The organism is Paenibacillus glycinis (assembly GCF_009909185.1).
Lineage (GTDB): Bacteria > Bacillota > Bacilli > Paenibacillales > Paenibacillaceae > Paenibacillus_Z > Paenibacillus_Z glycinis.
This window is the reverse complement of the sequence record NZ_JAAAMV010000004.1, coordinates 70,281-82,996: the sequence shown is the minus strand read 5'-3', so window position 1 is coordinate 82,996 and position 12,716 is coordinate 70,281. Positions and strand designations below refer to the sequence as shown.

Annotated in this window: 11 protein-coding genes; 8 read left to right on the top strand and 3 right to left on the bottom strand. The window is 58.4% G+C overall.

Going from position 1 to position 12,716, the window contains the following annotated elements:
- The first annotated feature begins 126 nt into the window (after window positions 1-126).
- From GT019_RS09390 to GT019_RS09360, 7 genes are all read left to right on the top strand, one after another.
- Window positions 127-1,908, top strand: coding sequence for a sensor histidine kinase (locus tag GT019_RS09390; RefSeq protein ID WP_161742889.1), 1,782 nt, complete (start codon window positions 127-129; stop codon window positions 1,906-1,908).
- Window positions 1,886-3,601, top strand: coding sequence for a response regulator (locus tag GT019_RS09385; RefSeq protein ID WP_161742888.1), 1,716 nt, complete (start codon window positions 1,886-1,888; stop codon window positions 3,599-3,601). Before GT019_RS09390 ends, GT019_RS09385 begins: the two co-directional genes overlap by 23 nt.
- 124 nt (window positions 3,602-3,725) lie before the next feature.
- Complete coding sequence (locus tag GT019_RS09380) at window positions 3,726-5,495, top strand: extracellular solute-binding protein (RefSeq protein WP_161742887.1); 1,770 nt, start codon at window positions 3,726-3,728, stop codon at window positions 5,493-5,495.
- A 90-nt stretch (window positions 5,496-5,585) separates the two neighbouring features.
- Window positions 5,586-6,485 (top strand): ABC transporter permease, encoded by a 900-nt coding sequence (locus GT019_RS09375; protein WP_161742886.1) that lies wholly within the window; start codon window positions 5,586-5,588, stop codon window positions 6,483-6,485.
- An 18-nt stretch (window positions 6,486-6,503) separates the two neighbouring features.
- Window positions 6,504-7,388, top strand: coding sequence for a carbohydrate ABC transporter permease (locus GT019_RS09370; RefSeq protein ID WP_161742885.1), 885 nt, complete (start codon window positions 6,504-6,506; stop codon window positions 7,386-7,388).
- Between the two features lie 242 nt (window positions 7,389-7,630).
- Window positions 7,631-8,188 carry a hypothetical protein gene (locus GT019_RS09365; protein ID WP_161742884.1) on the top strand — a complete coding sequence of 186 codons (558 nt, stop codon included), beginning with the start codon at window positions 7,631-7,633 and terminating at the stop codon, window positions 8,186-8,188.
- A 34-nt stretch (window positions 8,189-8,222) separates the two neighbouring features.
- Entirely contained in the window at window positions 8,223-8,513 is a 291-nt protein-coding gene (locus GT019_RS09360; RefSeq protein WP_161742883.1) for a hypothetical protein, read from the top strand.
- 168 nt (window positions 8,514-8,681) lie between these two features.
- Here the strand turns inward: GT019_RS09360 and GT019_RS09355 are convergent, their stop codons facing one another.
- Window positions 8,682-9,647 (bottom strand): MraY family glycosyltransferase, encoded by a 966-nt coding sequence (locus GT019_RS09355; RefSeq protein ID WP_201755314.1) that lies wholly within the window; start codon window positions 9,645-9,647, stop codon window positions 8,682-8,684.
- A gap of 192 nt (window positions 9,648-9,839) precedes the next feature.
- On the opposite strand from GT019_RS09355, the gene GT019_RS09350 reads away from it, so the two are divergent.
- Complete coding sequence (locus tag GT019_RS09350; protein WP_161742882.1) at window positions 9,840-10,478, top strand: hypothetical protein; 639 nt, start codon at window positions 9,840-9,842, stop codon at window positions 10,476-10,478.
- 85 nt (window positions 10,479-10,563) lie between these two features.
- On the opposite strand, the gene GT019_RS09345 is transcribed toward GT019_RS09350, so the two are convergent.
- Window positions 10,564-11,628, bottom strand: coding sequence for a Ger(x)C family spore germination protein (locus GT019_RS09345; RefSeq protein ID WP_235947471.1), 1,065 nt, complete (start codon window positions 11,626-11,628; stop codon window positions 10,564-10,566).
- Window positions 11,625-12,716, bottom strand: coding sequence for a GerAB/ArcD/ProY family transporter (locus GT019_RS09340; protein WP_161742881.1), 1,092 nt, complete (start codon window positions 12,714-12,716; stop codon window positions 11,625-11,627). Before GT019_RS09340 ends, GT019_RS09345 begins: the two co-directional genes overlap by 4 nt.

The window sequence follows — 12,716 nt, the reverse complement described above, 5'->3', positions numbered from 1 at the left end:
AGGCGATTGCCCCCCTTCCGCAATCCCGATATTCCGCCAGTCCGCGCTCCCTCCGCTGGAAAGATGGTCCATGTATTTCACCTCCTATTTTTGCTATAGTGAGGGAAAGTTATCCATAAGCCGGGGGTGTCCACGCTGATCATCCTGAAACGTTTGGCTTCGTTGTCGATTCTGCCCAAGCTTGTCCTCACCTTCTTGCTAACGCTCGCCCCGCTCTACATCATCGGCTGGAGAATGAACGAAGTCGGCTCCGATCACGTGCAAAAGGAAATCACCGACTCGCTCGTCTCCCGCACCTCCCTGTACATGAACATGCTGGAATTCGACCTGGACGGCGTCATCCGGCAGCTGCAGGAATACGTCAACGACGACGACCTGATGAAGCTCACGTCCGCGTCCGAAGTGATGAACGAAATCGAGAAAATGCAGGCGCAGCTGCGGCTCAAGAGCCGGCTCGACCTGCTCAAGAAGTCCAGTAAGTTCGTTGAAAATGCAATCGCTTTCATTCCGGAAATGAACCGTACCGTATCCGCGAACGACAACGTGATCGGCGACTTCGACGAGGCCCAGTTCGATGCCCTGACCCAGTCCACCAACCGGTTCGAGGCGCCGTTCCTCGTATGGCGCGACCGGATCTTCATCAGCCTCCCGTACCCCGATCCGGCGATCGCCGGCGCGCAGAAGCCGGTGTTTCTGCTGGCGGTGGAGATCTCCCGAAGCAAGCTGGAGTCGGCGCTCCAAGAGTTTACAAATGAAGGCGGGCGAACGGCGCTTGTCGGGAACAAGCAGCCTTTTCTCATCACGGGGGGCGAGACGGCGGTGGACGAGGAGCTCGTGCGCGATTTTCAGCGGGAGGGCGAGAAGGCTTCGGAGAAGCAGCTGCAGTCCGTGAGCTGGAAAGGCGAGCCGTATCTGCTTGTATCCAACCATTCCTCCAAGCTCGACATGAGCCTGCTCATGTACGTGCCCGAGACGAAAGTGAACGCGTCGCTGCAGGTGTACCGGTTCTGGTTCTACGTCCTCTCCGCGGTCTCCGTTTTTCTCGTGCTAATCTTCTCGTACAGCATTTACCTCATCATCCATCAGCCGCTGAAGCGGCTCGTTCGCTCCTTCCGGCGCATCGAACAGGGGCAGTTCAACCTGGAGGTGCATTATCCGCTGCAGGACGAATTCGGTTATCTCTACGGGCAGTTCAACGGCATGGTGAGGCGGCTGGACGTGCTGGTGCACGAGGTGTACGAGCAGCAGTACCGGGCGCGCCTCGCGGAGCTGCGGCATTTGCAGTCGCAGATCAACCCGCATTTTCTGTATAACAGCTATTTCATCCTCTATCGCATGGCGAAGCAGCGGGATCACGACAACGTCATTTACTTCACGAAGCACCTCGGCGAGTATTTTCAGTACATCACGCGCGACGGCTCCGACGAAGTGCCGCTGGCCAGCGAAATTCAACACGCCCGCACGTATGCGGAAATTCAGTCCATCCGGTTCTCCGAGCGCATTGCGGTGGAGTTCGACGACGTGCCGGAAGCGATCCGGGGATTTCCCGTCCCGCGGCTCATCGTCCAGCCGATCATCGAGAACGCCTACAACCACGGCCTCGAGAACAAACGCAAGGGCGGGCTCATCGCCGTGCAATTCCGCGAGCGCGAGAACGCCATCGACATCGTCATCGAGGACAACGGCGAGGACATGAACGAGGACAAGCTCCGCCAGCTTCAGGCGAGCCTGATGGACAAGGCCGAGCCCAGCGAGCACACGGGACTGCTGAACGTGCACCGGCGCATCATCATCCGTTACGGCGGGGGCGGGCTGAAGCTCGAGCTCGGCGCGGAGCGGGGATTGAAGGTCAACATATCGATTCCGAGAGAGGAAGGTGGCGGCCATGTACCGCTTAATGATCGTTGACGACGAACGCTTCACGGTGGACGGATTATACGAAATGCTCGAGGAAATCGAAGACTTGGAGCTTGATCTCTACCGGGCCTATTCCCCGGAGGAAGCGCTGGACTGGCTGTCGCGGACCCGCATCGACATCGTGCTGAGCGACGTCCGCATGCCCGGCATGACGGGACTCGAGCTGCAGAAGCGAATCGTCGCGCAATGGCCGCGGTGCAAGATCATTTTCCTGACCGGCATCCATCAGCTGGAGACCGCGCAGCATGCCATCCGGACCGGCTCCATCGATTACATCCTGAAAACCGAAGGCGACGAGGCCATCGAGCGCAGCATCCGCAAGGCAATCGATGCCTTGGACGCGGAATCGGCCAACGAAGGCTTCCTGCTGCAGGCTCAAAGGCGCCTAAGCGAAGCGCTGCCCCAGCTTCACCGCGACTGGCTGCAGTCGGTGCTGGAGCTGCGGGCGCCGGTCGGGACGAACGACAAGCTGGCGGAGCTGCGGATTCCGCTGCTTGGCGAGCTGCCGGTCATCCCGCTTATCGGCCGGATCGATTGGCCGGAGGCCGCGGATTATCGGGACAGGACGCTGCTGCTGTACGCGGTGCAAAATATCGCGGCCGAGTATTACGCCTCGCTGGCGTTCTTCTCCGCCAGCTTGGACCGGCTTCATTTCGTATGCTTGCTGCAGCCGCGCGGCGAAGGTCTTTGCCATTTCGGGGACCATTTTTCCGGTCGCGACGAGCGTGAGGCGCCAGACCTTTCCGGCGCGTGTTTCGATCCTGCTCCGGACTCCGGGTCCGCGACCGCGTTCTCGGCCGCGCATTGGCAGCAAGCGGCCGGCTTCGCGCACGGCACGATGGAGTCGATCCAGCAAACCTGCGGACGGCTGCTGCAGCTCGACGTTTCGCTGATCTGCTCCGTGCGGCCGGTCGACTGGGGTTCGCTCCCGGGCGTCTGCGACAGCATGAAGAAGCAGCTGCTCATCGGCCTAGGCTCGGGGGACCGCATGCTGCTGCTCTGGAAGCCGGGCGAGGAAAGCGAGCAACCGACGGGGCTCTTGCCGCTGCCGCCGCTGCGCATCCTGAGCTCGCAGCTGGAGCGACTGCTGGAGGAAGGGAGCGAAGCGGAATTCGAAGCGGCCGTGCGGCATTACCTGTCGCTGCCCGCCCGGTACGCGGATTACGCGCTGGTCTATTACGGCATCGCCGGCGTGCTGCTGAGCCACATGACGCAGGGCAGTCCGGACCAGACGGATGCCGGCATCGCCGATATCGACGCCTTGATGAATCTGTCCGCTCACCGGACGAGGGAGGCCGCCCTGCAGCATCTGATTCATGCCGCCGCGGGGATCTGCGAGCGGCGCAAATCGGCGCAGACGGAGCGCACCCGGCAGCTGATCGCGAAGCTGCAGCATTACATACGCGCCAACCTGGGAGGGGACTTGTCGTTGACGCGTCTGTCCGAGGTCGTCTTTTTGAATCCGGCGTATTTGTCCGTGCTTTACAAGCAGCAGACGGGCGGTAACCTGTCGGAATACATCGCCGAGGCGCGTCTCGACAAAGCGAAGGAGCTGCTGGCCACGACGCCGTGCAAGATTCACGAAGTCGCCGACCAGGTCGGCTTCGAGACGGCGGGTTATTTCAACCGCTTCTTCAAGAAGCGGCTCCATGTGACGCCGCAGGAATTCCGAGCCCGGGAATAGCCCGGGCTTCCCACTTTCTATACAGGAGAGAAGGAATCTATAGATTGTTCCATAGAGATATGAAAGCGCTGTCTTCTATACTGGGATGGAAAGGGAGATTGCGATCAAAGGGGAGGATTCAAGCATGCGAAAGACTGTAAAGTGGACGGCGGCGACGGCCATGGCATCTCTGCTGATTTTGGCGACCGCCTGCGGCTCGAACGACAACGGTACGGACAATGCTTCCGACACCAAGGGCAACAATACTTCCAATGCCACGAACGAGACGAATACGACGAACGCGACGAACACGACCGATACGACCGACGCGACGAATACGGGCGCGAACGCGCCGGCCGAAGCCGATCCGTTCCTCGGCAAATACGACCCGCCGATCACGCTGACCAGCGTGCGGATCATCAACGACACCTATAAGTTCATGGAAGGCCAGACGATCGACAATAACATGTGGACCAAGGCGCTCGAGGATAAACTCGGCATCAAGATGAAGTACGACTGGGTCGTCAGCGGCGACCAGCCGGGCGGCCAAGGCGAGCAGAAGATGAACGTCTCCATCGCCTCCGGCGACCTGCCGGAAGTCATCCCGGTCAACGCGAAGCAGCTGCAGCAGCTGCAGGACGCGGGCGAGCTGGAGGACCTGACGGCGGTCTACGACAAGTACGCCTCGCCTTTCCTGAAGGAAATATTGAACCAGGACGGCCCGTCCTCGCTGGCGTCGGCGACCTTCGGCGGCAAGCTGATGGCGATCCCGAACACCGGCTCCTCCATGGACGGCGCGGGCATGATCTGGATTCGGACCGACTGGCTGACCAAGCTGGGGCTCGAGCCGCCGAAGACGATGGCCGACGTGCTGAAGATCTCGGACGCGTTCACGACGCAGGATCCGGACGGCAACGGCAAGAACGATACGTACGGCATCGCGATGAACAAGGACCTCTACGGCGGCTTCGCCGATATTACCGGCATTCTGAACGGCTTCCACGCCTATCCGAAGCAGTGGATCAAGGACGCGAGCGGCAATATCGTATACGGCAGCATTCAGCCCGAGATGAAGACGGCGCTCGGCACCTTGCAGGAGTTGTATAAGAAAGGCCAGATCGACAAGGAATTCGGCGTCAAGGACGGCGGCAAGGAAGCCGAACTGACGTCCTCCGACCGCATCGGCATGGAATTCGGCCAGATGTGGAACCCGCTCTTCCCGCTCGTGGACAACAAGAAGAACAACGCGAACGCGCAGTGGCAGTCGTTCCCGCTCGTCTCGAACGACGATCAGCCGGTGACGCCGCAGGTCGGCTTCGCGACCGGGCAGTATTTTGCCGTGAAGAAAGGCGCCGCGCATCCGGAAGCGGTGCTCAAGGCGATCAACCTGTTCGTCGAGACCGGCTGGGGCGAGACGACGACGCCGGAGAATTACGCGGCTTACTTTACGGGCGACGGCTTCGAGAAATTCAAGATGATGCCGTTCCAAGCATGGCCGTCCCGCAAAAACCTGGACATCTACCTCCACGTGACGGCCGCCATGGACAGCAAGGACACGTCGAAGCTCAACCCGGAAGAGAAGGACAACTACGGCAAGATCGCCGCATTCCTCGACGGCACGAGCAAAGACCCGCTGGGCTGGGCGTACGAACGGATCTTCGCGAAGGAAGGCTCGTTCAAGGTCATCGACGGCTACGTCAGCAACAGCCAGCTCAAGATGCCGGAGTTCTTCGGCGCGCCGACGCCGGCGATGGTCGAGAAGGATTCCAACCTGCAGAAGCGCGAGATCGAGACGTTCACGAAGATCATCATGGGCGACTCGCTCGACAACTTCGATAAATTCGTGACCGAGTGGAAGAAGCTCGGCGGCGACCAGATCACGCAGGAAGTCAACGACTGGGCGAAAAACAAATAAGAGGCGTAAACGGGCAGCACGCGGGGGGAACGCGATTCCTCCTGCCTGCCGTTGCCTGTCGAATGAAGCGGAGCAGGGAGGAACAACGCCATGTCATGGAAAAAAAAGAGCGAGCGGCTCCCGCTGCACCTGATGATTTTGCCGGGACTCGTCCTCGTCGTCGTTTACTGCTACGGCCCGATGCTGGGGCTCGTCATCGCTTTCGAGAAATTCGTGCCGGCCAGGGGCATCTTCCATTCCAAATGGGCGGGCCTCGATAATTTCCGCTATGTCCTGGAAATGCCGGAATCCAGCCGGATCATCATCAATACCGTGCTGATCGCGCTCATGAAAATCGTCGTCGGGCTCGTGGCCCCGATCGTGACCGCGCTGCTGCTGAACGAAGTGCGCAAGGAAGTGTTCAAGCGCGGCATTCAGACCGTCATTTACTTGCCCCACTTTTTGTCGTGGATCATTCTCGGCGGCATTCTGATCGATATCCTGTCGCCGACGGACGGCATCGTCAATCAGGTGCTGGGCTGGTTCGGCATTCAGCCGATTTATTTTCTCGGGGACAACGGCTGGTTCCGGTACGTGCTCGTGGCCACGGATACGTGGAAGGAATTCGGCTTCAATACGATCGTGTATCTGGCCGCTTTGACCAGCATCAACCCGTCGCTCTACGAAGCGGCGATCGTGGACGGCGCCGGACGCTGGAAGCAGACGCAGCACGTGACTTTGCCTGGCATGATGCCGATCATCGTCCTGCTGACGACCTTAAGCCTTGGAAACGTGTTAAACGCCGGGTTCGACCAGGTGTTTAATTTATATAGCCCGCAGGTGTACGAATCGGGGGACATCATCGACACGTTCGTCTACCGGATCGGCCTCGTCGATTCGCAGTTCGGCGTCGCGACGGCGGTCGGGGTGTTCAAATCGGTCGTCTCGCTGATCTTCATCTCCGCGTCGTATTATCTGGCCTACCGGTTCGCCAAATACCGGATTTTCTAGCGAAAGGAGCGGGTATGCATGCTGGAGCATTATACGTTCAGCCGCCGGTTGTTTCTGTCGTTCAATTACGTGTTCCTGGCTTTCCTGGGGATCCTGTGCATCCTGCCGATCATTCACGTGCTGGCCTTGTCGTTCAGCTCGAGCAACGCCGCCCAAGCGGGATACGTCAAGCTTTGGCCGGTGCAGTTTACGCTGAGCTCCTATGATTTCGTCACGCATAAAGCGGCGTTCTGGAAATCGATCGTCGTGACGCTGAAACGGGTCGGCGTCGGCGTGCCGGTCAACATGCTGCTGACGGTGCTCGTCGCCTATCCGCTCGCGAAGGAAACCAAGAAATTTCCCATGCGCACGTTCTACGCCTGGGTGTTCGTCGTGACGATCCTGTTCGGCGGCGGGCTCATCCCGCTCTACATGACGGTCAAATACACGGGCATCATGGACAGTCTGTGGGCGATGATCCTGCCGGGCGCCGTGCCGGTCTTCAACGTCATCCTGCTGCTCAACTTCTTCCGCGGCCTGCCGAAGGAGCTGGAAGAGGCGGCGTTCATGGACGGGGCCGGCCACTGGACGACGCTGTGGCGCATCTACCTCCCGCTGTCGCTCCCGGCGCTTGCGACGATCACGCTGTTCGCGACGGTCGGCCACTGGAACTCCTGGTTCGACGGCATCATCTACATGAACTCGCCGGACCATTACCCGCTGCAGAGCTACCTGCAGACCGTCGTCATCAACCGCGACCTGACGCTGATGTCCTCGTCGGACATGAAGTCGCTCGCAGAAGTCAACGACCGCACGGCCAAGGCGGCGCAAATCTTCCTCGGCGCGCTGCCGATCCTGCTCGTGTACCCGTTCCTGCAGCGGTTTTTCATGAAAGGAATCGTGCTGGGCAGCGTGAAGGAGTAACTTGGTCGGCGGAGCCCGGCGCGTGGACGAGAGTCCGCGAGCCGGGCTTTTTTGCGCTTGCCGGCGAGAAGACAACAACGATAATGCCTTAACGAAATCTACCCATCGCAATTTCCCAAGTTATGCTAAAATAGGTCGTCGACAGTTCATGCCGCGGGTTTCAAGAAAGCATGCCGGCCGCGGGGCTGCGACGGTTCAAGCAGAGTAGGGTTGTCCATTTTCGATCATACGGGGGGATCGCCATGAGCGAATTCAGCGAAAGCTATCATCTGATCGGGCGCAGCGAACAGGAAGGCATCGACCTGCTGAAACGGGCCGGACAAGGGGGATTGGTATTTCCCGCGGCCAACGATTGGGTGACGATGCTGCCGGACCATCCGATTTATACGCCGAACGCCGACCTGATCCGGCACAATGCCGGCGTTCTGCTGCACTATGTTTTTGCCGAAGACCATGGCTGGTCGTTTGCGTTATATGAGCGCGACACGCTCGTTTCTTCCTACGAGTGCGATTGGAACGAAGAAGATATCGTCAACCGGGACGGCGAAACGAACTTGCCCGCTCTGCTGGAGGTGCTTAACCGCAAGCTGGAACGGGAGCAGGCGATCAAGGAAGCCGAGATCGCTCGTCTGCTCGCGCCCGCGGACTTCGAGGAAGTGTCGGAGCTGGAACCGGCTTACTCGTTTGCCGAATTGTTGGGGCTATCCAACTATGCTTGGCTGTCCTTTCACTATGCGGAGCGGGATTACGCCGATCAAGCCGATTACATCGCGGGCAGCGGGGTAATAAAGGTAGATTGACCGTCAAGAGGATTGACCGCCCGGGAGGTGCATCATGAAGATTCTGCCTTACGTCATTCGAGTAGTGTCCATTCTTGAGGCACTCGGGTTCCTGCTGTTATTGCCCGTCGCGTTCGCCTTCAACGATACGGGCGAGCCGGCCGCGACGATCGTGGCGATCTATGGCGGCTATGCGATGATCGGCATCGGCGTCTTCGTCGCGAACGAGATCATGATTCGGAAGCAGGCGTTCCAAAGCCGCTCTTTTCGGATCGGCTATCACCTCTTCTGGGCTTGCGCCGCGTTGGCGGCGGCAGTCGCGTGGACGGTTCTCGCGAATGCCTGACCTCGCAAAGAAGCACATTCCCGGCGAAGGAGCGTGCTTCTTTGCGTAGTCGGGAATTCGTGTTCGCCGCGCTCAGCCCCGCCGCACGCGCACGAGAAGAGGCTGACCGCCGTCATCGTAGGATGATCGGGCCGGTCAGCCTCTTTGGCATGTCTTTGAGATGCGAAGCTAGACCTGCAGCATGAGCAGGATAATCGAGGACAGGCTTAGGCAGCCGCTGATCAGGTACAGGAACATCACGGCTTGCTTCGGGCTTAAGCCCGCCCGGAGCAGGCGGTAATGCGCTTGGCTGGCATCGGCTTGATAGATCGGTTTGCCGCCGAGGAAGCGTTTGATCACCACGAAGATATTATCGAAGATCGGCACGCCGAGCGCCAGGATCGGAATCAGGATCGAGAGCACCGTCGCCTGCTTGAAGGCGCCGTCGAGCGCGATGACCGCGAGGATGAACCCGAGGAAGGTCGCGCCCGCATCTCCCATGAACACCTGCGCCGGCGGCTTGTTGTAGCGCAGGTACGCGATCGTGACGCCGACCAGAATGATCGCCATCATGGCGGAGTCCGACTGCCCCATCGCCAGGGCGACCACGAACAGCGTGCCGGCGGATATCGCCGAGAGTCCCCCGGCCAGCCCGTCCATGCCGTCGGAGAAATTAATGACCGTCGTCACGCCGAAGATCCACAGGATCGTCAGCAGGAACTGCAGCACTTCCGGCAGATTCACGAACGCCCCGCTGATGGGATTGTAGAACCCGCTGAACGTAATGCCGGACGCGTAGACCACGACCGCCGCGGAGATCTGGACCAGAAACTTCGGCAGGGTCGGGAAATCCTTCCCGTGCGTCTTGTACCAATCGTCGACCGTGCCGATGGCGATCAGCAGGACGGAGCCCAGGACGATGGCCCCCGTCTGGAGCGTGAACCCCTTCAGATAGAACAGGTACGTCACGATAAAACCCGCGAAGATGGCGTAGCTGGCCGTCAGCGGGATCGGTTTGCGGTGGATTTTGCGCTCGACGTTCTCCCGGGGCTTGTCCACGAAATCAAGCCGGAACGCCAGCCTCCCGAGCGGCGGAATCAACAGATAGACGATAAAGAACGATACGGCGAAAGCGATAACGTATGAAATGATCATCAGCCCCAATGCCAGGTTTTGGATGTCACGTTCAGGATGCGCCAATTGCCTAACGGCTATTCTCTTCTTATTAACGATCTTATTCGGCAAAAGGTTACCGAATTGTGGATATTTCTTATTCCATATTATGCTAAAATGGATAGAGAAGTGGGGATAATCGACACCACCTCATCCCATCCCTCGGAGGTCCCTATGAAGAAAATGCTGATTCAGATCTTGTGTTTGATCGGGGCAGTCGGAATCGTATCCAGAATGGCCGTTCGATGGATCGAAGAACGCTGGGGATATGCGCTCCTGAACGAGTCGTTTCTGGATTGGGTCGAGTACGTGCTGACCTTGGATTGCATCCTGGTCGGCGTCCTGATTCTTCATAAGTACGCGGCGAAAGGGCGCTATCACGCGATGCTGCTGGCGATCGGCGCGGCGATCCTGATAGCGGAGTATCAGTCGCCCGTCTTCGGCGCCGCGATGCAGTCCCCGGGCGACCGTTATTATTTCAGTTCCCCCACCCATCGGTACCAGCTCCTGCTCGAGCAGGAAGAGGCGGAAGGCTCCGTCGTCATCAGAGCCTACCAAGTCGAGAGCCGCTGCTTTATCCGAACGGCGGACGGGGCCTTCGCCGCGTTCGATGCGCCGGGCAGCCCGATTAAAGCGGCGGACATTCAAGTCGAATGGGTGCGCGAGAATACGGCGAAAGTCACCGTCGCGAGCGGCGGGCAGGCGAGCAGCTTCCAACTGGCCTTCGACGGCGAAGGGTTGTCGCAGGCCGTCATGGACCTATTCCGCGGCGGCGCGGCCCCCGATGCCGATTCGGACCGGACGCCCGCCTGAGCAACCAGCCGGCAGCCGCATGCTCGCCGCACTTTCCGGAGCCGCATGCCCGCCGCAATATCCGGTCGCATACCGACGCCTTTCTTTATTTCCGCGCCTTCAAATTCCCGGTGTTCCGCACGATGGTTTTCACATGGAGGTCCACCTTCATATTCGGCAAATAATCGGTTCGCCAGCGAGCCAGCTGCGGACGGGTCAGATCATCGCGGAAATGCTGGCCGAGCCCGAAGACATCGGCACCCGCTTTCTGCACCTTCTGGAACAATAGCATGAATTCCCGCGTTACGAGTTCCTGCAGCTCCTTCTTGATCAGCACCATCGAAGGGTTCCCCCGGGTGTCCATCACGGTGATTTTGAGATGGACCGTGCTTCTCAGACGGGGCTGGTCTTGCTCGAGGCTGCTTCGGTTTCCGATGCGGCTGCTGACGATCTGGACGGTGGCATGGCCCATCACTTCGATTTTCCCCTGGGTGTTCACGCCGTTGAATACATTGTAGAGCAAGGTTTCCTCGTTGGTCAGTTTTCCCACCATTTTGCCGTTCTTCATGATGGCCGAGCCCGTGCTCTTGATCACCGTCGAATCGCCGGATTTGATCATGGGAATGACGACATCGTTGGTGTAGGAATGGATGCTTCTGAAGATCCGCCAGGTCGGCGTGTAGGCGATGTCCGGGCTCCACCCGGCGTTTTTCTGGAAATAGTCGTAGATGGCCGTGCCGTCGTCCGTCGAGCTGGCATCGATATGCTGGAAGAAATGGTCGAGCGGCTCGTCGCAAATGACGAACATCGTTTTAGGCGCGATATACCTCGAACGAATGATACTCGCGATGCCTTCGGATAAGCCATGCTTCGCGAATGCCTTATCGACAAGGATCACTTTCAAGTGGAGCAAGTCGACCTGGCTCTCCATGTTCATGCTGATGTGGTCGATGACTTCGTTGATGGAGTCTCCGTGATCGGAGATGATCTGGATTTTCTCCTCGTCCTCGGTCACGCTCGGAATATCCAAATAGATCGTGTAGCTTCCCTGATTGTACGAAACGCCCATGGCGATCGGCAAAGAACGGTGATTGATGTCTTTGTTGTCCCAACAGCCGCTGAGCAAGAAGAGCAAGACGACCGCAACCATCCGCATTAGCATCATCTTCATTTTATTTCCCTTTTCATTTGCTTGAAATGGTGGCGCCCCGCAAAGAGAACGACAAGCGGCGTGACGATCGATACGTACCCTAGAAGGATGGTTTCCCATTGGAGGAATTCCTCGGTTGTTTCCAAGTCGGGGATAAACAGGCATACGCCGAATGTCAGGACGGAGACGAGCGGAACCAGGATTTTCGGCTTTAGGTCCTTGATGCTGTGCCGGAAGATGTTGGTCAGCAACCAGAATACCAGAGAGATGAAGAGCATGATGAAGGCCAGCAGGCTAAGCACGAGGAACATGGTGACCCGGTCGAACATCAGCCAATCGATCTCGATCGTATCTATCGTGAAAATAAACGGGAATTCCAGCTGTCTCGCGGTTTCTTCACCTAGCGTCAGAATCGGGATATAGACGGCCATCAGGAATAATGGCAGGAGCAGCAGGCTGGCGATAAAGACGGTTTTCGGTTTATAGGCGACGTAGGGCGGCACGAACCCCAGGAAGAGGAAGCAGCCCGAGAACGCGAACAAGCATTTGTAATAGGAAGGATGGACAAAAAACGAGAAGTCCTTCGGATCGTCGGGAAGCAGCGGCAGCGCGTAGCGCGGATCGATGTTCTGGAAGGCGTACGCGAGCACGAACAAGATGGAAATGAGAAATAAGAGGCTTAGCAGCAAGCCGGTTCTCATCAACCCCCGCACGCCCCCATGCATGACAATGTAAGTCGGAATCGTGATCAGCAGGCACATGAGAATCCAAAGCGGCGTATTCGATAGGAAAATAATCGAGATGATCTCCGCGTAAATCCTGACCGTCAGGACGGCGATGATCCCCAGGTGCAGCAGGACCGGCAGCAGCGTTGCCCAAGCCAGCCACCTGCTCTTCTTCATCAGCACGTGGATGATATTCTCATTGCCGAATAAGCGGATGCCTTTCAAGTACACGGCCATGATCGCAAGTTGAAACAGAAATCCCGTGAAGATCGGCACCCACTGGGTCTCCTTGGAGCTTGCGATGAGGTCGGTCGGATACAGGAAGAAAATCAATCCCATATGCGTTATAATGAAAACAATGGGAACTTGTAAATTTTTGAGCAT

What these genes read in the sequence shown, in the direction of transcription:
- GT019_RS09365 (WP_161742884.1), top strand. Translation starts at nt 7,631, where the DNA reads ATGAGCGAATTCAGCGAAAGCTATCATCTGATCGGGCGCAGCGAACAG.
- GT019_RS09340 (WP_161742881.1), bottom strand. Translation starts at nt 12,716, where the DNA reads ATGCTCAAAAATTTACAAGTTCCCATTGTTTTCATTATAACGCATATG.
- GT019_RS09385 (WP_161742888.1), top strand. Translation starts at nt 1,886, where the DNA reads ATGTACCGCTTAATGATCGTTGACGACGAACGCTTCACGGTGGACGGA.
- GT019_RS09345 (WP_235947471.1), bottom strand. Translation starts at nt 11,628, where the DNA reads ATGAAGATGATGCTAATGCGGATGGTTGCGGTCGTCTTGCTCTTCTTG.
- GT019_RS09360 (WP_161742883.1), top strand. Translation starts at nt 8,223, where the DNA reads ATGAAGATTCTGCCTTACGTCATTCGAGTAGTGTCCATTCTTGAGGCA.
- GT019_RS09350 (WP_161742882.1), top strand. Translation starts at nt 9,840, where the DNA reads ATGAAGAAAATGCTGATTCAGATCTTGTGTTTGATCGGGGCAGTCGGA.
- GT019_RS09355 (WP_201755314.1), bottom strand. Translation starts at nt 9,647, where the DNA reads ATGATCATTTCATACGTTATCGCTTTCGCCGTATCGTTCTTTATCGTC.
- GT019_RS09375 (WP_161742886.1), top strand. Translation starts at nt 5,586, where the DNA reads ATGTCATGGAAAAAAAAGAGCGAGCGGCTCCCGCTGCACCTGATGATT.
- GT019_RS09380 (WP_161742887.1), top strand. Translation starts at nt 3,726, where the DNA reads ATGCGAAAGACTGTAAAGTGGACGGCGGCGACGGCCATGGCATCTCTG.
- GT019_RS09370 (WP_161742885.1), top strand. Translation starts at nt 6,504, where the DNA reads ATGCTGGAGCATTATACGTTCAGCCGCCGGTTGTTTCTGTCGTTCAAT.